Below are 2,683 nucleotides of genomic sequence, written 5' to 3'. Positions count from 1 at the left end.
GTAAGCGTTCATTCCAAGACGTAGTTGACCTACTTCACGTCCCGGAGAGGTCTCAGTAACTCCGGCGAGACCTTGTACTGCTTCCTGCCATCGTCACCCAGCACGATCACGCTCTTGCGGTTGATCTTGGTGACGATCCCCAATACGGGGCCTTCCCGGCCCTCGAAGGTCACTTTCAGGCCCACCCGCAACTGGCTCAGCGCCTGGAGATTTTCCTGATCCCGCAGTTCGTCGATGCGCCGGCAGATGGTTTGATTCAGTTCCAGCAACTGGTCGATGCTCATGTCTTCAATGCGCATGAACGGCCTCCGGCTGTTTGTTCTGTCGGTCAGGATGGCGTGGGTCGATCAGCGCCCGTAACGGGTTGTCGGCGAACCGGGTTTTCCAGAGTCGCGGCGTCAGGTCGCTGACTTCACTGGCCGGGTGCTGGCTGATGCGTTGCAACACGTCCACCAGGTAGGTGTAGGGGTTAATATTGTGCAGCTTGCAGGTGCTGACCAGGCTCTGGATGATGCCCAGGTGTTCCGCGCCCAGTTCGGTCCAGCAGAACATCCAGTTTTTCTTGCCCATGGGGATGGGTCGTAGGGCCCGTTCCAGGTGGTTGGTGTCTGGCTGTACGTCGGGATCTTCCAGGAACACGGTCAGGCTCGCTTCGCGGCTGAGCACGTAGTTCAGGGCCTTGGTCAGTGAGTCGCTGGGCAGCAGACCGCCTTGCTCCAACTGATCCCGGCACCACTGGAAGAAGCCGCTGACCACCGGCTTCGAGTGATCCAACCGGTACTGGCGTTTCTTCTCGCCGGTCAGCCCTTGAGCTTTGAGGGTCTCTTCATTCCGGTACAGCGTTGCGATCCGTTGCAGGGCCTCGGTGACTGTCTCAGGATGATCCTTCTGTGCCTCGATAAAGTAACGGCGACTGTGCACCCAGCATTGGGCATGGGTGACGTTCTCTTGGGCGGCAGCGTAGCGGGCATAGGCCGCATAGCCGTCACTGATCAGAGTGCCGCTGAACTGTTCGTTCAGCACCTCCTCGATATGGGCCCGGCCCCGGCTGTTCGAGTAGGTGAACACCACTTCGTCGGCATCGCCATACAGCGGCCAGAACCATCCGGATTTCATCTTGCCTTTTTGCGGGCCCGCCCGGCCCTGGTGACCGGCCTTGATGGGCGTTTCATCCATGGCCAGCACCCGGCTGCGCAGCACGTTGTCTGTCTGGGCATCCACAATGGGCCGAAGCAGGTCGATGGCGCGCTTGACCAGATTGGTCAGGGTGCTGCGGCTGACGGTGATACCGGCCTGCTGGATGCGCTGGTGCTGGCGATACAACGGCAGATGGAACTGGAACTTGTCCACCAGCAGCCCGGCCAGCAGGCTGACGTCGGCCAGGCTGTTGTCCAGTACGTTAAACGGAGCCGGAGTCGTCACCGGCTTCTCGGTTCCCTTGCGCCGGAACACCGGGCGTTCACACTTGAGTACCACATAGCTGGAGGCCCGCTGGGCCAGCCGGTAGGTGGTCTTGCTGCCGATCACTTCGTACTGGTCGGCCTCCGCGCCGGTCAGTTCCGGTGGCAGGTGTTCAATGACTTCCACCGGCACATCGGCACTAAAGCGAAGGCCAGTATCGTTCAGGCAGTCGTCGTCCCGCTGTTTCTTGCCGGTGCCGCGCTGATAGGCCTTAATGGTGCGTTTATCTTCATCCGCAGGCTGCTCCGGCAGCGGTGCTTCATCTGGCTGGAACAGGTTGTCCTGTTGCGGAACATCATAAACCTGCTTCTCGGATTTGGGGCCGAACAGCTGTTTCTTGAACCAGTCCAGTTGATGCGTCAGCTGACGAATCGCTTCTGCCTGGGCTCCCAACTGCTCCCGCAACACGGCATTCTCCTCGGCCAGAGCCGAGTAGGAAGGTGCGTTGGAAGAAGGGGCGGAAGCCGTTGAATTCATGGCCGATATTATACCGGAAGTCCGTCTTCTATACCCCTCGAAAACGCTTGAACTGGCGGTATTTCTGCACTTCGATGCCATCGATCAGCAGTTGCAGATCCGTCAGGGTCAGGGCTCGCTGACCGGAGGCGGATAACGGCACCCGGAACTGCCCCTGCTCCAGGCGCTTGGCCCACAGGCAATAACCGGTGGCGGTAAAGTACAGCATCTTCATCTGGGTCTTGCGGCGATTGACGAAGACGAAATACTGGCCGCTGAGCGGGTCGTGCTTCAACTGATTCCGGACCAGGGCGCTCAGGCCCCGGAACGATTTGCGCATGTCGGTGGGCTCGGTGCACAGCCAGATGCGCGCCTGGCTATCGAGCCCAATCATCCGTGCTGACTCAGCCGCAGCTCGACGCCGTTACCCAGGCTGAGCACAATGTTCCAGCCCGGACCGGAGGATGGCGACGTGCCCATTAATGACGAGAGATCCAGAAAACTGGCTTCACCGTAACCTGCCGAATCATCGGTCGACGGATCGGACAGCCGCTTGCGCCAGTTGCAGAAGCTGGCGTAACCAATATTTTCCTGCTTACAGAACTGCGGCGCTGACAAGCCGCTGACGCGCTGCTGATCAACCAGGGCCTGCCACTGTTCTGGGGTACGGTGCTTTCTCATGGGGGTAACCTCGTGTTGAAAAATGTGAGGTTACTGTAGGGCGATTTTCAGCCGGGTGGCAGGACGTCCTGGAATGAACGCTTAC

At 59.6% G+C, this 2,683-nt stretch carries 4 protein-coding genes; all 4 read right to left on the bottom strand.

What is annotated here, in order from left to right:
- Positions 1-29: 29 nt before the first annotated feature.
- Genes MLC70_RS18275 through tnpA form a run of 4 tightly spaced genes read right to left on the bottom strand, consistent with a single transcriptional unit; the run spans position 30 to position 2,598 of the window.
- The gene (locus MLC70_RS18275) at positions 30-299 is read right to left on the bottom strand and encodes a hypothetical protein (protein WP_248185950.1); all 270 of its coding nucleotides are present in this window, start codon (positions 297-299) and stop codon (positions 30-32) included.
- Entirely contained in the window at positions 289-1,938 is a 1,650-nt protein-coding gene (tnpC, locus tag MLC70_RS18270; RefSeq protein WP_248185948.1) for an IS66 family transposase, read from the bottom strand. Before tnpC ends, MLC70_RS18275 begins: the two co-directional genes overlap by 11 nt.
- 28 nt (positions 1,939-1,966) lie before the next feature.
- Complete coding sequence (tnpB, locus tag MLC70_RS18265) at positions 1,967-2,311, bottom strand: IS66 family insertion sequence element accessory protein TnpB (RefSeq protein WP_016915087.1); 345 nt, start codon at positions 2,309-2,311, stop codon at positions 1,967-1,969.
- Positions 2,308-2,598, bottom strand: a complete 291-nt coding sequence (tnpA, locus tag MLC70_RS18260) for an IS66 family insertion sequence element accessory protein TnpA (RefSeq protein ID WP_248185943.1) — start codon at positions 2,596-2,598, stop codon at positions 2,308-2,310. The genes tnpB and tnpA overlap by 4 nt, the downstream gene beginning before the upstream one ends.
- Positions 2,599-2,683 lie beyond the last annotated feature (85 nt).

The organism is Marinobacter goseongensis (assembly GCF_023156235.1).
Lineage (GTDB): Bacteria > Pseudomonadota > Gammaproteobacteria > Pseudomonadales > Oleiphilaceae > Marinobacter > Marinobacter goseongensis.
This window is presented reverse-complemented; position numbering and strand designations above follow the sequence as displayed.